The following is a 14,655-nucleotide window of genomic DNA, read 5'->3' as shown; positions in this document are numbered from 1 at the left end:
AAGCCGCAATGCGTGGGTTCATGGTGTGTGGGGGAGCGGCGGGCACGCGGGTCGAGAGCCGCGTTCGAGACGCCCGTCGGAAAGCTCTCAAGGAGATCACACCATGCGTAAGATCGCCGCAACACTGGGCGCCGCCGGGATACTCGCCTTGGCCTCCCTGACCGGCGCGAACGCGCAGACCGCCGCCACCCCGGCGGACAGCCCCCAGAACACGGTCCAGCAGGAGCCGGGCCCGCAGGGCCCGAAGGGCGACAGCGCGAGCAACTGGGGCTGGCTGGGCCTCGCCGGCCTGCTCGGCCTCGCCGGCCTGGCGAAGAAGCCCGGGAAACCCGCCACGAGCGGCAGCCGCGGCGACGTCACCGACCGCGCCGCCCAGACCACCGGCACGCGTCGCGACTACGGCACGGACACCGGCATGCGCGGCACCGGAGGGGATGAGATGCGCGGCACGAGCGGCGGCCGGCACGACATGCCGGGCAGCACGGGCAGCAAGCGCGACATGACGGGCGGCACGCCGGGCGCGTCCGGGACGTCCGGCATGAAGGGCGGCGCGTCCGGCATGGAGGGCGGCGCCTCCGGCTCCTCCGGCATGTCCGGCGGTACGTCCGCGTCCCGTACCCGTACGTCCGGCACCGCCGGCGACCGCACCGGCCACAGCGACATCACCGGCGGCACCGCGCACGAGAGCAGGCCCGGCAGCGACCGCAGCGGCACCACCCACCGCGTCTACGACCCGGACGACCCCGCCCACCGCGCCAACCGCGGCAACCGCGGCAACCGCGGCAACCGCGGCAACGGCGACGACGACAAGCCGCGGTGACGGACCCGGCGTGCGGGCGGCACATCGAATCCGCCGCCCGCACACCGCTGTCCGCACACCGCCGCCCTCCGCAATGAGCCGATCACTTCCGGGGCGCGGGTTTCGACCGGCGTCCCGCGTGCCACATTCACCCCATGACCGTGTCCCACCGGCCCGTGGTCAAGCGCACCGCCCGCGCCGTCCTCCTCGACGGCGACGAGATGCTGCTCATCAAGCGCACCAAACCGGGCCACGAGCCCTACTGGATCACCCCCGGCGGCGGCGTCGAGCCCGGCGACGCCTCCGTCGTCGCCGCCCTGCACCGCGAGGTCGACGAGGAGCTGGGCGCCCGCGTCACGGGCGTCGTCCCCGTCTTCGTCGACACCGTCCCCGAAGGCCCCGCGGGCCCCGGCGGCGAACGCGGCGTGAAGGTGCAGCACTTCTTCGCCTGCCGCCTCACGTCCATGGACCTCACCCGCCGGCACGGCCCCGAGGTCGACGAGCCCCGCGGCGAGTACGAGACGGTGCGCATCCCCTTCACCCGCGAGGGCGTCGACTCCGTCGAGGTCGTCCCGCCCAGCCTGCGCGCCTATCTGCGGACGAACATCGAGGGCGTCCTCGCCGTCCTCGCCGACGACTTCGGTTAGCCCGGCGTACGCGTCAGCGCGTACGCCTCGCGCAGGTCCATCCCGCTGTACGCGTCCGAAGCCAGCCCGCTCACGTGGTGGTCGGCGTTCACGGCGACCGACCGCGGCACCACCGCGAACAGGTCGGTGTCCGACATCGAGTCCCCGTACGCCACACAGTCCGCCCGCGTCAACCCGTACTGCGCGCAGAGCAGATCCGCAATCCGCACCTTGTCCGACGGCGCCAGGATGCCCGCCATGTCCACCGGCTCGCGGAACGGCAACGCCGGGAAGCGCGAACCGTGCGCCGCGTGCACCCCCCACTCCAGCAGCCGCTCGACGAAGAACCCGGGCGCCAGCGAAACCACCGCACAGTGCTCCCCGCGGGCGGTGATGTCGGCCCACACCTCGCGGATCCCCGCGAGCCACGGCGCGCCCGCGAACGCGCGGGCCAGGATCTCGGGCGTGAGGCTGCTCCACATGCCGTGCGCGCGCTCGGCGTAGTCGTACGTGTCGATCTCGCCGGAGCCGAACGCGGCGTCCAGCGCCCGGAACTCCGCGACCAGGCCCAGCTGCCGCGCCAGCTCGATGTTCGCGGAGGAGCCGTGCAGCAGGGTGCCGTCCATGTCGAAGATGTGCAGCCGGGACATGGCCGTGAGGCTAGGACGTGCGTACGGTCGCGGACAAACGATTACTCGCGCCGCGACTACTCGCGCCGCTACACGCGCGCGCGTGTAGCGCCTGCGAAGTCGGCGCCCGTGGAGCGTCAGTCCGGGTCGTGCTCCGGGCCGCCGTAGTCGGGGCTGGTGAAGTCCGGGCTGGAGTAGCCCGGTCCGTCGGTCGCCGACGTTCCCTCGTCGGGGCTGGAGAACGACGGGCGGGAGTAGCCGAGGCGCGGAGTGCGGGTGGCGGTGGGTTCCGTACGCACCGCGGGGTACGCCCCGCCGCCCCCGGAGCCGCCGCCCTCGCCGCCGCCGGCGAGCGCCTCCTCCAGGAAGGGCTGGATGCCGCGTTCGAGCAGCGCGGCGCGCCACTCCTCGCGGGCTTCGTCGACCTTGTCGGTCAACTCCCGGCTGGCCGCGGCCCTGATGGACGTCGAGCCGTTGCGCAGCGCCGTCAGCAGCAGCGCGATCATCGAGATGACGATGGCGCCGACCGCGAGCAGCGCGAAGATCCAGCCCGCCTGGCGCATCGAGGACGCCACGGCGGGCTCGGGGTTCATCATGTGCAGCAGGTAGCCGACGAGCAGGAAGATCACCGCCGCCGTACCGGACAGCACCGGCACCAGCACCGCCGCCGCGGCGGCCACCCCCGCGCTGGAGTTGCCGCCCTGGCCGCCGCCCATCGCGCCGGCGAGGCGGATGCCCTCGCCGCCCAATGTGCCGCCGCCGCCCGAGGGCCGGCGCAGCTCTTTGCGCAGCCGTACGTAGTGTTCGTATTCGGCCGACGCGCATGCGGAAATCGCCGCCATGGCACCGAGGGCCATGGTGCGCAGCTGCTCGGCATTGAGCGGCCGTCCGCGGCCGGTGCCGACGGTGTACTCGGTGCTGTGCAGCGCGGTATCGAGGAGCCGCTCGAAGTCCGGGCGGTCCTCCGTCTGCAGATGCGACGCACTGGTCATGTGCTTGTGCTCCCCCGGATGGGCAGGCAACAAGGCAAACGGGGACGGAGCGTGCCTGCGGCGCTAGGTCCTGCGCGACAGGGCCTATAACCGATGGTAGAGCGCTTCGCGTATGGCGGATAAGTGTCTTCTCAGAAAAGGAGGTTCCGTATTAGAGCACGTCAGGCGGAAGTCCGCTAGCGTCAGATCAGCGGAAGTCGCACGACAAGCAGTTTTCCGGCCATGGTGACCCCGCCGTCCATGGCGATGGCGAGGTCGTCCGCGTAGATGTGCGGGCCCTGCACCGCCGCTCCCCGCTCCTCGCCGTCGGTGTCCTCGCTGGGCACCTCCCCGAGGAGATACGGGATCGGGCTGTGCCCGTGCACCAGCCGTTCGCCGCCGTACCGGCCCAGTAGCTCTCGTACCGCCGGCGGGCCCGTCTCCTCGTCGCGGAAGGCGAAGCGCTTGGTGAACTTGCGGAACAGGTCCCAGACCTCGTCCGCGTCCGAGCGGGCGAGGATGTCGTGGATGGTGTCGTTGACGCCCTCGATGGACTCTCCGTAGTCGAGGTACGCGGTGGTGTCGGAGTGCACCAGGAGGTGGTCGTCCTCCTCGGCGATGGCGTCGAGCCGCGCCATCCACTGCAGGTGGACGTCCTCCAGCCGCTCCATGTCGGTGCGCTGGCCGCCGTTGAGGAGCCAGGCCGCCTGGAAGGAGGCGGTGCCGGCACCGGAGTTGACCGGCGTGTCGCCGAAGCGTTTGGCGCCGAGCAACAGCAGCTCGTGGTTTCCCATGAGCGCCTTGCAGTAGCCGCCGGCGGCGGCGGCCTCGGCGGACAGCCGCATGACGAGGTCGATGACGCCGATGCCGTCGGGGCCGCGGTCGGTGAAGTCGCCGAGGAACCACACGCGGGTGTTGCCGGCGATCCAGCGGCCGGCCTCGTCGACGATGCCCTGGGCGCGCAGGGCGGCGTGCAGCTCGTCGAGGTAGCCGTGGACGTCGCCGACGACGTACAGCGGGCCGTAGCCGCCGCTCTCGCCGGGCCGGATCACCGGCAGGTCGGCCTGGGTCGGGGTGTAACCGTCGTCGGCGGCCCCGTCGCCGGCGTGCCCGTAGGGCTCGCCGGTGGCCGGTGCCGCGGGGACGGGGGGCGCCGCCCCGGCGGGCACCCCTGCCGTGGTCCGCAGCCCCGGCGTCTGACCGGCCCCCTGTTGCATCGAACCCCTCCACCGCCTAGCCGTTCTGCCACCGGGACACGACCGGGCCGCCGTGGGACCAGGTGCCGCTCCCCCGTGCAGGTGGAGGAGATCCGCGGTGTGCGTGCGCCCATCATAGAAATGCCTGTCGCAGCTTGTGCGGTACCAGGGGCCGCCAATTGGGCTCCGGCTGCGGAAGAGGGCTCCCGCGACAGCACCAGAACCGGGCAAACGGGGCATGACCGGCGGGGTGCGGGGCGGGGAGCGCAGGACTTCCGGGGCGCGGGGCGGTGCGGCGGGCCCTGGCGCGGCTCGGCGGGCGGCCGTACGGCCCGGCCCGGCGCGGGGCCGGGGCGTACGGCGGTGGCCGCGTCGCACGGCCGCGTCGCACGGCCGGGGCGTACGGCCGCGTCGTGCGGATGCGTCGTACGGCCGGCGTACGGCGCCGTGGCGCCGGACCGTTCGGCCGGCCGCGGCCCCCGCCGCTACGCCGGGCGGCGCGGGGCGCTGATGACCGTACGCGACGAGCGGCGCTGCGAGGACGCCCGCACGATCAGATCCGTCGGTATGACCTGCTCGATGGGCCGGCCCGCGTCCACGCCCTCGATGGCGTCGATCAGTAATTGCACGACGGCCGTGCCGATGCGGCGCGGCTTCAGCGACAGCGTGGTGATCGGCGGGTCGGTGGAGGCGTAGCCCGGTGACTCGCTGCAGCAGACGAGCATCAGGTCGTCGGGCACCCGCAGACCGTAGCGGCGGGTGGCGGCGAGCAGGTCGGTGCCGTTGGGGTCGAAGAGGCCGTAGACGGCGTCCGGGCGGTCGGGGCGGGCGAGCAGCCGGTCGGCGGCGACGGCGCCCGCGCGCGGGTCGTGGGCGGGGTAGGACTCGTAGACCGGGTCCTGGCCGACGCGCTCGCACCAGGTGAGGTACGCGGTGGTGGACAGCCGGGTGTACGTGTCCGTGCTGGTGCCGGTGAGCAGCCCGATGCGGCGGGCGCCGGCCTCGGCGAGGTGGTCGAGGAGGTCGAGGACGGCGGCCTGGTGGTCGTTGTCGACCCAGGCGGTCACGGGCAGGGAGCCGCCGGGGCGGCCGTCGCTGACGACGGGGATGCCCTGCCGGACGATCTCGCTGACCACGGGGTCGCCCTCGGCCGGGTCGATGACCACGGTGCCGTCGAGGGCGACGTTCGACCAGACGTCGTGCCGTGAGGTCGCGGGGAGGATCACCAGCGCGTAGCCGCGGGCGAGCGCGGCGGAGGTGGCGGCGCGGGCCATCTCGGCGAAGTACGCGAACTCCGTGAAGGTGAACGGTTCTTCCCCGTACGTCGTCACCGTTAAGCCGATGAGCCCCGACCTGCCCGTGCGCAGGGCGCGGGCGGCGGCCGACGGCCGGTAGCCGAGGCGGTCGGCGACCTCGCGGACGTGCCGGCGGGTCGCTTCCGGCAGTCTGCCCTTCCCGTTGAGCGCGTCCGAGACGGTGGTGATCGAGACGCCCGCTGCGGCGGCGACATCCCGGATTCCCGCCCGCGCCAGCTTGCGGCTGGGCGGCCGGCTCACTTGCGGTTGGATCGAGCCGGTCATGCGCCTTCTTTCTTCAAGCCCGTACGTTGTCCCCCGCGCAAGCCGCAATGGTCAGGCTTGACGTCGCGAGCTGATAGTAGGGCTCGGATGGCTCGATTGCGGGAGAATCCGAACCGTAACTGACAGGCACGATTCTGCGGAGCGATGTCGTCAAACGACCATGGAACGCCAAGTGGTTGCACCAATGACGCCCTAGGTCCATGGCGCGAGCCCCTTGGTACTTGTCATGGTACGAAGGTCTCGAAGAGGTCTCAGTCACCTTCACGGGTGATGCGCGCCATGGCGTCCGCCACCCGTGCGCGCCAGGGTGGATGCGCCCCCCTGCGCGTGGGCGCACACAGGTGACGGGCTCGGTTGGAGGACCGCGGTGACGAACGAACAGACTCCCAGGCTGCGGCCTGCGCTGGAGGGCATTCCCACGTACCGGCCCGGCAAGCCGGCCGCGGCGCCGGGGGCGGGCGCCGCGGCGTACAAGCTCTCCTCCAACGAGAACCCCTACCCGCCGCTGCCCGGCGTGCTGGCGGCGGCGGTCGCGGCGGCCGGCAACTTCAACCGCTACCCCGACATGGCCTGCGCCGCCCTCACCGCCGAGATCGCCGAGCGCCTCGGCGTGCCGCCCGAGCACGTCGCCACGGGCACCGGGTCCGTGGGCGTGGCGCAGCAGTTGCTGCAGGCGACGGCCGGGCCGGGCGACGAGGTGATCTACGCCTGGCGGTCGTTCGAGGCGTACCCGATCATCACGCAGATCTCGGGCGCGCGGTCGGTGCAGGTCCCGCTCACGGCGGAGGAGCGGCACGACCTGGACGCGATGGCGGACGCGGTGACCGACGCGACCCGGCTGATCTTCGTCTGCACCCCCAACAACCCGACCGGCACGGCGGTGCGGCGCGGGGAGTTGGAGCGGTTCCTCGACCGAGTGCCGCGGGACGTGCTGGTGGTGCTCGACGAGGCGTACGTCCAGTTCGTACGGGACGACGGCGTGGACGGCGGCATTCCGGACGGTCTTGAGGTCTACCGGGACCGGCCGAACGTCTGCGTACTGCGCACCTTCAGCAAGGCGTACGGGCTGGCGGGCCTGCGGGTCGGCTTCGCGGTGGCGCACGAGCCGGTGGCGGCGGCGCTGCGGAAGACGGCGGTGCCTTTCGGGGTGAGCCAGATCGCGCAGGAGGCGGCGATCGCGTCGCTGCGGAGCGAGGCGGCGCTGATGGAGCGGGTGGAGTCGCTGGTCGCGGAGCGCACGCGGGTGCGGGAGGGGCTGCTGGCGCAGGGCTGGACGGTGCCGGAGACGCACGCGAACTTCGTCTGGCTGCGGCTGGGGGAGCGGAGCGTGGACTTCGCGGCGGCGTGCGAGGCAGCGGGGGTGGTGGTGCGGCCGTTCGCCGGGGAGGGGGTGCGGGCGTCGGTGGGCGAGCGGGAGGCGAACGACATCCTGCTGGCGGTGGCGGAGGAGTTCCGCAAGGAGTCGTAGAGGGGCCGGGGTGGGGCGGACGCCCGGCGGCAGGGCGGCGTGGTGGGGGGTCCGGGACGTAGGGGACCCCCCTGAAAGACCCAAAAGGGGTTGTGCCACACTGAGGCTTGTGAATGTGAACTCATTCACGAGCGGCGCTGTTCATAGGGGTTTATGCCCGTATGCCATGCCGCCACGGCCTCACCGGACCGATCGGCGCGTGGATCATCGTCAGTGCCGTGTCCGTGCTCACGGAGAGGAGCCCACGTGGATCAGGCACTCGCCCCGGAGACCCTGGCGCGCTGGCAGTTCGGGATCACCACCGTCTACCACTTCCTCTTCGTCCCCCTGACGATCTCCCTCGCCTCCCTCGTCGCCGGGTTGCAGACCGCCTGGGTGCGCACGGGCAACGAGAAGTACCTCAGGGCGACGAAGTTCTGGGGCAAGCTCTTTCTGATCAACATCGCCATGGGCGTGGTGACCGGCATCCTGCAGGAGTTCCAGTTCGGCATGAACTGGTCGGACTACTCCCGCTTCGTGGGCGACGTCTTCGGCGCGCCCCTCGCCTTCGAGGCGCTGATCGCCTTCTTCTTCGAGTCCACCTTCATCGGCCTGTGGATCTTCGGCTGGGACCGGCTGCCCCAGAAGATCCACCTCGCCTGCATCTGGATGGTCGCGGCCGGCACCGTCCTCTCCGCGTACTTCATCCTCGCCGCCAACTCCTGGATGCAGCACCCCGTCGGCTACCGCATAAACGAGGAGTCCGGCCGCGCCGAGCTGACCGACTTCTGGCGCGTACTCACCCAGAACACCGCCCTCGCGCAGTTCGCCCACACCGTCACGGCGGCCTTCCTCACCGGCGGCGCGTTCGTCGTCGGCATCGCCGCGTACCACCTCATGCGCGGCCGGCGACCTCGTGATATCGCAGTCATGCGCAGCTCGCTGCGGCTGGGCCTGCTGACGATGGTCGTCGCCGGGCTGCTGACCGCGTTCACCGGCGACCGGCTCGGCAAGATCATGTACGAGCAGCAGCCGATGAAGATGGCGTCCGCCGAGGCCCTGTGGGAGACCGAGGCGCCGGCGCCCTTCTCGCTCTTCGCCATCGGCGACGTCGACAAGGGCCACAACAGGGTCGCCATAGAGGTCCCCGGCGTGCTGTCCTTCCTCGCCCACGACAACTTCTCCGACGCGGTGCCCGGCATCAACCCCACCAACGAGGCGATGAAGGAGAAGTACGACGACGAGTTCGGCCTCGGCGACTACCGGCCCAACATCCCCCTCGCGTACTGGAGCTTCCGGTGGATGATCGGCTTCGGGATGTCCTCCCTCGCCCTCGGCGCCCTCGGACTCTGGCTCACCCGCCGCCGCTTCTGGCTCGCCGACCGGCTCCGTACCGGCGAGGACGACGTCCCCAGACTCGCCCTCACCAAGGACCGCGAACTCGGCGCCCGCCTCGGCGGCTGGTACTGGCGGCTCGCCCTCCTCACCCTCCTCTTCCCGCTCGTCGCCAACGCCTGGGGCTGGATCTTCACCGAGACGGGCCGCCAGCCCTGGGTCGTCTACGGCGTCCTGCCCACCTCCTCCGCCGTCTCCCCCGGCGTCTCGCAGGGCGAGGTCATCGCCTCGCTGAGCGTCTACACCCTCCTGTACGCGGTTCTCGCCGTCATCGAGGCCAAGCTGATGATCAAGTACGTGCAGGCGGGGCCGCCCGAACTCACCGAGTCCGACCGCAACCCGCCGACGAAGATCGGCGGCCACGACCGCGAAGACTCCGACCGGCCCATGGCCTTCTCGTACTGAGGAGGGAGACCACGCCATGGAACTGCACACCGTCTGGTTCGTCCTCATCGCCGTCCTGTGGACCGGCTACTTCTTCCTGGAGGGCTTCGACTTCGGCGTCGGCGTCCTCACCCGGGTACTGGCCCGCGACCGCACCGAGCGGCGCGTGCTCATCAACACCATCGGCCCCGTGTGGGACGGCAACGAGGTCTGGCTGCTCACCGCGGGCGGCGCCACCTTCGCGGCCTTCCCCGACTGGTACGCCACCCTCTTCTCGGGCTTCTACCTGCCTCTGCTGCTCATCCTCGTCTGCCTGATCATCCGCGGCGTGGCCTTCGAGTACCGGGCCAAGCGGCCCGAGGAGCGCTGGCAGCGCAACTGGGAACTCGCCATCTTCTGGTGCTCGCTGCTGCCCGCGTTCCTGTGGGGCGTCGCCTTCGCCAACATGGTGCGCGGGGTGAAGATCGGCGCCGACAAGGAGTACGTCGGCGACGTCTTCGACCTGCTGGGCCCCTTCGCGCTGCTGGGCGGGCTGGTCACGCTCCTCCTCTTCACCTTCCACGGCGCGGTGTTCACGGCGCTGAAGACCGTCGGCGAGATCCGGATGCGGGCGCGCCGGCTGGCCGCCGTCCTCGGTACGGCGACGGCGGCGCTGGCGCTGGTCTTCCTGCTGTGGCTGCAGGCGGACACCGGCGACGGCCGGAGCCTGGTGGCGCTCGTCGCGGCGGTGGCGGCGCTGTTCTGCGCGGTGGGCGCGGTGGCGGCGGGCCGGGAGGGGTGGTCGTTCCTCTACTCCGGGGTGGCGATCGTGGCCACGGTCGCGATGTTCTTCCTGGCGCTGTACCCGGACGTGATGCCGTCCTCGCTGAATGCGGAGTGGAGCCTGACGGCGGAGAACGCGTCGTCGACGCCGTACACGTTGGAGATCATGACGTGGTGCGCGGGGATCGCGACGCCGGTGGTGCTCCTGTACCAGGGGTGGACGTACTGGGTGTTCCGCAAGCGCATCGGGACGCAGCACATCGCGCTGGAGGCGCAGGTGGCGGCGGGCCCGGGTGCGGGGCCAGGTGCGGCGCCGGGTGCGGGAGGCCCGGGTGCGGGAGGCCCGGGTGCGGGTTCGGGCGGGGCGGGCTCGGGCGGGGCGGGCCGGTGATATGAAGCCCGTCGACCCCCGGCTGACCCGGTACGCCCGCGCCACCCGGCTGTTCCTGTTCGCCACGGTCGCGCTGGGCGCGGCCGGGGCGGGGCTGGTCATCGCGCAGGCGGTGCTGATGGCGGAGATCGTCGTCGGCGCCTTCGAGGACGGCCTGTCGGCCGCCGACCTGCGTACGCCGCTGCTGCTGCTGGCGGCGGTCGCGGTGGGGCGGGCGGTGGTGAGCTGGCTGACGGAGCTGGCGGCGCACCGGTCGAGTGCGGCGGTCAAGTCGGAGCTGCGGATGCGGCTGCTGACGGAGGCGGTACGGGTCGGGGGCGCCCGCAGTGCGGTAGGGCGGGGCGCGGCGGGCCCGGACCCGGGCCCGGCGAAGGTGGATGCGCGGGGAGCCGGCGGAGGCGGTGGGGGCGGCGAGGGCGACAGGGCTGGCGGCCATGAACTCCGTACCGGGGAGCTGGCGGCGCTCGCCACCCGCGGAATCGACGCGCTGGACGCCTACTTCGCCCGCTACCTGCCCCAACTCGGCCTCGCCGTCGTCGTCCCGGCCGCGGTGCTGGCCCGCATCGTCACCGACGACTGGGTCTCCGCGGCGATCATCGCCGGCACGCTGCCGCTGATCCCGATCTTCATGACGCTCATCGGCTGGGCCACCCAGACGGCCACCGACCGCCAGTGGCGCACCCTGTCGCGGCTGTCCACTCACTTCCTCGACGTGGTCTCCGGCCTGCCGACGCTCAAGGTCTTCGGCCGCGCGAAGGCGCAGGCCGACAACATCCGCACCATCACCGCCGACTACCGGCGGGCGACGATGCGCACCCTGCGGATCGCGTTCCTGTCGTCCTTCGCGCTGGAGCTGCTGGCAACGATCTCGGTCGCGCTGGTCGCGGTCACCATCGGCATGCGGCTGGTCCACGGCGAACTGGACCTGTACACCGGGCTGGTGGTGCTCATCCTGGCCCCGGAGGCATACCTGCCGCTACGCCAGGTCGGCACCCACTACCACGCCGCGGCGGAGGGCCTGGCGGCGGCGGACCGGGTGTTCGCGGTGCTGGAGACGGAGGACGACGGCTCACGCGGGCAGGCGACGGCCCCGCGGAGGACGGCCTGGCGGGGATCCTGGCGCGGAGCGGCGGCGCGGGGTGCGGCGGCGCGGGGTGCGGCGGCGCGGGGTGCGGCGGCGCGGGGTGCGGCGGCGCGGGGTGCGGCGGCGCAAGGGACAGCGTCGGATCCGGAGAAAGCAACCGCCGCCTCCCCCTCAACCCCGCACTCCCACCCAAGGGTAAGCCGCCCCACCGACAGCGATTACCCGGACGCCCGCGAGGCCGACCTCGCCGTATCAACCCCGCACTCCCGCCCCAGGGTAGGCCGACCCACCGACAACGCCTGCCCGGACGCGCGCGAGGCCGACCTCGCTCTCGACGGCCTCGTCGTACGGCATGAAGGCCGGAGCGAGGACTCCCTTCCGCCGACGGCCCTCACCCTCCGCCCCGGCGAGACCGTGGCGCTGACCGGTCCTTCCGGCGCCGGCAAGTCCACGCTCCTCGCCGCCCTCCTCGGCCTCGTACGGCCCGCCGCCGGCCGGATACTCATAGGCGGGCGCGACCTCGCCGCGCTGGACCTGGCGACCTGGCACGCGCAGGTCGCCTGGGTGCCGCAGCGGCCCGCACTCTTCGCCGGCACGATCGCCGACAACGTCCGCCTCCCCCGCCCCGACGCCACCGACGCCGAGGTGGCGCAGGCCCTTCGCGACGCCGCCGCCGGCGACCTCGACCCCGCCACCGCCCTCGGCGAGGCGGGCGCCGGCCTCTCCGCCGGCCAGCGGCAACGGGTCGCCCTCGCACGGGCGTTCCTCGCCGACCGGGCCGTGGTCCTCCTCGACGAGCCGACCGCCGCCCTCGACGGCGACACCGAGGCCGCCGTCACCGCCGCGATCGCCCGGCTGGCCCGGGGCCGCACGGTGCTGCTCGTGGCGCACCGCCCGGCGCTGCTGGGGGTGGCGGACCGGGTGGTACGGCTGGGGGAGGGCCGGATCCGGATGACGGCGAGGAGGACGGGCGCGGCTTCGCCATGCGCTCCGGCCCCGGCCCCGGGCGGGGCGTTGGTTTCGGCGCCGGTCGCGGCGTCGTCGGCCGCGGTCACGGCGGCTTCGGCCCCGGGCGGGGCGCCGACAGCGGCTTCCGCGGCCCCGGCCCCGGACGGGGCGTCGGCTTCGGCGCCGGTCGCGGCGTCGGCAGCAGCTTCCCCGGCCCCAGCCCCGGACGGGGCGCCGGCTGCCGCCTCGTTCGCGGCGCCGACAGCAGCTTCCCCGGCCCCAGCCCCGGACGGGGCATCGGCTTCGGCGCCGGTCGCGGCGCCGCCGGCGGCTTCCGCAGCCCCGGCCCCGCGCGCAGCGGCGTCGCCGCCGGTCGTACGGGAATCGCGTGCCGAGGGCACGTACGAGCCGGGCAGCGGATCGTACGCGCCCGAAGGCACCCCGCACGCCCCCCGCCGCGCCCGCCGGCCCCTCGCCGGGCGGCCCGCCCGCCGGCGCGGCGGTGCGCTCCGCGGCACCACCGCCCGGGGCCGGCTCGCGCTCGCCGCGCTGCTCGGTGCGCTCGTCCTCGCGTCCGCCGTCGGGCTCATGGGCGTCTCCGGGTGGCTCATCTCGCGCGCCTCCCAGCAGCCTCCCGTGCTCTACCTCATGGTCGCCGTCACCGCCACCCGCGCCTTCGGCATCGGCCGCGCCGTCTTCCGCTACGCCGAGCGCCTCGTCTCCCACGACGCCGTGCTACGGATCCTCGCCGGCCTCCGCGTCGCCGTGTACACGCGGCTCGAACGCCTCGCCCCGGCCGGCCTCGCCCCGCATCGCCGCGGCGACCTCCTCACCCGGCTCGTCGCCGACACCGACACACTGCAGGACCGCTACCTGCGCTGGCTGCTGCCCGTCTCCACCGCCGCCCTCGTCGGCACCGCGTCCGTCGCGGGCGCCGCCGTCCTGCTGCCCGAGGCCGGCGCCGTGCTCGCCGCCGGGCTGCTGGCCGCCGGCGTCGGGGTGCCGCTGCTCGCCGCCGCCACCGCCCGCCGGACCGAGGCCCGGCTCGCGCCGGCGCGGGCCGCGCTCGCCACCGAGGTCGTCGACGTCCTCACCGGTACCGCGGAGCTCGCCGTCGCCGGCGCCCTGCCCCGCCGCCTCGCCGCGCTCCGCGACGCCGATCGCCGGCTGACCCGTATCGCCGCCCGCAGCGCCGCCGCGCTCGCGCTGGGTGCCGGGCTGTCGGCGCTGATCTGCGGGCTGACGGTGGCAGGGGCGGCGGCGGTCGGGGCGCAGGCCGTGTACGACGGGCGGCTGCCCGGCGTCTGGCTGGGGGTGGTGGTGCTGGGGACGCTCGCGGCGTTCGAGGCGGTGAACGGGATGCCGCTGGCGCTGCAGCAGCGGGCCCGGGTGCGGCGCAGCGCGGCCCGCGTCGACGAGATCCTCGACGCGCCGCCGCCGGCCAGGGAGGGTACGGGACGGCCGCCGGCGGATCCGTTCCCGGTCACGCTGGCGGGGGTCTCGGCGCGGCACCCGGGGCAGAGCGGGCTGGCGCTGGACGGCGTGGACCTGCGGCTGACGCGGGGGCGGCGGGTCGCGGTGGTGGGTGCGTCGGGGTCGGGGAAGACGACGCTGGCGCATGTGCTGCTGCGTTTTCTGGATCCGGTGGCGGGCGCGTACCGGCTGGGCCCGCAGGCAGCGGACACCGCTCTCGTTTCGGAGCACCGCTCTCCCCCGAGAACAGCGCGTTCAACCGAGAGCACCGCTGACGCCCTCGACTGCGACTCCGACGCCGTACGCCGCCTCGTCGGCCTCTGCGCCCAGGACGCCCACCTCTTCGACAGCACCCTGCGCGAGAACCTCCGCCTCGCCATCCCCCATAGCCTGAACGGCATGGGCGGTACCCCCAACGGCGCCACCGACGACGAACTCCGCGCCGCCCTCGCCGCCGCCCGCCTCCTCGACTGGGTCGAGACCCTGCCCCGCGGCCTCGACACCCCGGTCGGCGAACACGGCGCCCGGCTCTCCGGCGGCCAGCGCCAGCGCCTCGCGCTGGCCCGCGCGCTGCTCGCCGACTTCCCCGTGCTCGTCCTCGACGAACCCGCCGAGCACCTCGACCTCCCCACCGCCGACGCCCTGACCGCCGACCTGCTCGCCGCCACCGAGGGCCGGACGACGGTGCTGATCACGCACCGGCTGACGGGGCTGGCGGCGGTGGACGAGATCGTGGTGCTGGAGCGGGGGCGGGTGGTGCAGCGCGGGTCGTACGCGGAGCTGGCGGAGACCGAGGGTCCGTTCCGGCGCACGCTGGTACGGGAGCGGGCGCAGCCAGCCCCGCGGCCGGGCCCGGACCCGACGGACCCGCAGCCCGGCCAGGACCCGACGGACCCGACGGACCCGGAGCTGGGCCCCGGCGACCCGGGGGCGCGGCCCGTACCGGATAATTCCGACTTTCCGTACTGAG

10 protein-coding genes are annotated in these 14,655 nt (G+C 73.6%); 6 read left to right on the top strand and 4 right to left on the bottom strand.

The features are described 5' to 3' along the window. Nucleotides 1-103: 103 nt before the first annotated feature. Complete coding sequence (locus T328_RS25215) at nucleotides 104-820, top strand: WGxxGxxG family protein (protein WP_496498444.1); 717 nt, start codon at nucleotides 104-106, stop codon at nucleotides 818-820. Nucleotides 821-954: 134 nt separating this feature from the next. Next, the gene (locus T328_RS25210) at nucleotides 955-1,446 is read left to right on the top strand and encodes an NUDIX hydrolase (protein WP_496498443.1); all 492 of its coding nucleotides are present in this window, start codon (nucleotides 955-957) and stop codon (nucleotides 1,444-1,446) included. On the opposite strand, the gene T328_RS25205 is transcribed toward T328_RS25210, so the two are convergent. The 4 genes from T328_RS25205 to T328_RS25190 form a co-directional block, all read right to left on the bottom strand. Beyond that, a complete protein-coding gene (locus T328_RS25205; RefSeq protein ID WP_496498442.1) occupies nucleotides 1,443-2,075 on the bottom strand; it encodes an HAD family hydrolase in 633 nt (210 codons plus the stop codon). The genes T328_RS25210 and T328_RS25205 overlap by 4 nt on opposite strands. A gap of 116 nt (nucleotides 2,076-2,191) precedes the next feature. After that, nucleotides 2,192-3,046 carry a hypothetical protein gene (locus T328_RS25200; protein WP_496498441.1) on the bottom strand — a complete coding sequence of 285 codons (855 nt, stop codon included), beginning with the start codon at nucleotides 3,044-3,046 and terminating at the stop codon, nucleotides 2,192-2,194. A 182-nt stretch (nucleotides 3,047-3,228) separates the two neighbouring features. Continuing rightward, nucleotides 3,229-4,242: a metallophosphoesterase gene (locus T328_RS25195; protein ID WP_496498440.1), complete on the bottom strand. Its 1,014-nt coding sequence runs from the start codon at nucleotides 4,240-4,242 to the stop codon at nucleotides 3,229-3,231. Between the two features lie 464 nt (nucleotides 4,243-4,706). Continuing rightward, nucleotides 4,707-5,801, bottom strand: coding sequence for a LacI family DNA-binding transcriptional regulator (locus T328_RS25190; protein WP_496498439.1), 1,095 nt, complete (start codon nucleotides 5,799-5,801; stop codon nucleotides 4,707-4,709). 367 nt (nucleotides 5,802-6,168) lie between these two features. Here T328_RS25190 and hisC point away from each other — a divergent pair, with 367 nt between their 5' ends. The 4 genes from hisC (at nucleotide 6,169) to cydC (ending at nucleotide 14,654) form a co-directional block, all read left to right on the top strand. Next, nucleotides 6,169-7,269 (top strand): histidinol-phosphate transaminase, encoded by a 1,101-nt coding sequence (gene hisC / locus T328_RS25185; RefSeq protein ID WP_496498438.1) that lies wholly within the window; start codon nucleotides 6,169-6,171, stop codon nucleotides 7,267-7,269. Nucleotides 7,270-7,515: 246 nt separating this feature from the next. Then, entirely contained in the window at nucleotides 7,516-9,048 is a 1,533-nt protein-coding gene (locus T328_RS25180; protein WP_496498437.1) for a cytochrome ubiquinol oxidase subunit I, read from the top strand. A 16-nt stretch (nucleotides 9,049-9,064) separates the two neighbouring features. Continuing rightward, complete coding sequence (gene cydB / locus T328_RS25175; RefSeq protein ID WP_496498436.1) at nucleotides 9,065-10,180, top strand: cytochrome d ubiquinol oxidase subunit II; 1,116 nt, start codon at nucleotides 9,065-9,067, stop codon at nucleotides 10,178-10,180. A 1-nt stretch (nucleotide 10,181) separates the two neighbouring features. After that, complete coding sequence (gene cydC / locus T328_RS25170; RefSeq protein WP_496498435.1) at nucleotides 10,182-14,654, top strand: thiol reductant ABC exporter subunit CydC; 4,473 nt, start codon at nucleotides 10,182-10,184, stop codon at nucleotides 14,652-14,654. Nucleotide 14,655: the final 1 nt, after the last annotated feature.

This window comes from Streptomyces sp. CNX435, assembly GCF_059570575.1.
Note: the sequence above shows the minus strand (reverse complement) of the source record. Positions and strands in the feature narration are given on the sequence as shown.

What these genes read in the sequence shown, in the direction of transcription:
- T328_RS25195 (WP_496498440.1), bottom strand. Translation starts at nt 4,242, where the DNA reads ATGCAACAGGGGGCCGGTCAGACGCCGGGGCTGCGGACCACGGCAGGG.
- cydB (WP_496498436.1), top strand. Translation starts at nt 9,065, where the DNA reads ATGGAACTGCACACCGTCTGGTTCGTCCTCATCGCCGTCCTGTGGACC.
- T328_RS25190 (WP_496498439.1), bottom strand. Translation starts at nt 5,801, where the DNA reads ATGACCGGCTCGATCCAACCGCAAGTGAGCCGGCCGCCCAGCCGCAAG.
- T328_RS25210 (WP_496498443.1), top strand. Translation starts at nt 955, where the DNA reads ATGACCGTGTCCCACCGGCCCGTGGTCAAGCGCACCGCCCGCGCCGTC.
- T328_RS25215 (WP_496498444.1), top strand. Translation starts at nt 104, where the DNA reads ATGCGTAAGATCGCCGCAACACTGGGCGCCGCCGGGATACTCGCCTTG.
- T328_RS25200 (WP_496498441.1), bottom strand. Translation starts at nt 3,046, where the DNA reads ATGACCAGTGCGTCGCATCTGCAGACGGAGGACCGCCCGGACTTCGAG.
- cydC (WP_496498435.1), top strand. Translation starts at nt 10,182, where the DNA reads ATGAAGCCCGTCGACCCCCGGCTGACCCGGTACGCCCGCGCCACCCGG.
- T328_RS25205 (WP_496498442.1), bottom strand. Translation starts at nt 2,075, where the DNA reads ATGTCCCGGCTGCACATCTTCGACATGGACGGCACCCTGCTGCACGGC.